The sequence below is a fragment of the Isoptericola haloaureus genome (assembly GCF_036689775.1).
Classification (GTDB): Bacteria; Actinomycetota; Actinomycetes; order Actinomycetales; family Cellulomonadaceae; genus Isoptericola; species Isoptericola haloaureus.
The window spans coordinates 1-314 of the sequence record NZ_JBAGLP010000054.1; the positions used below are offsets into that span (position 1 = coordinate 1).

Consider the following 314-nt stretch of genomic DNA (forward strand, 5'->3'; position numbering starts at 1 on the left):
GGCCGACAGCGGGACGCCGGGCACCACCGTGGCGGGTGTAGACATCGGCGGCCTGCTAACGGCCGAGGCAGTGAACGCCCTGGCCGAGGGCCTCGGCCCCCGCGCCGACGAGCCGCTCACCGTCCGCGCCGGCGCGTCCACGAGCACGCACGCCGGGGGCGAGGCGGGGCTGAGCCCCGACTCCGCCGGCACGGTGGAGGGCCTTGCCGCGTTCACCCTGGAGCTCTCGCCTCTGCTGCAGCCCCTCTCCGGCCGCGACGCGGTGCCGCCGGTCCTGGGCGGCGGCCGCGTCACGGGGCGGCCCGCCGTCGGCG

1 pseudogene is annotated in these 314 nt (G+C 79.6%); it reads left to right on the forward strand.

Going from position 1 to position 314, the window contains the following annotated elements:
• Window positions 1–314 (forward strand): annotated as a pseudogene (locus V5O49_RS00190) (VanW family protein); the annotation flags it as partial.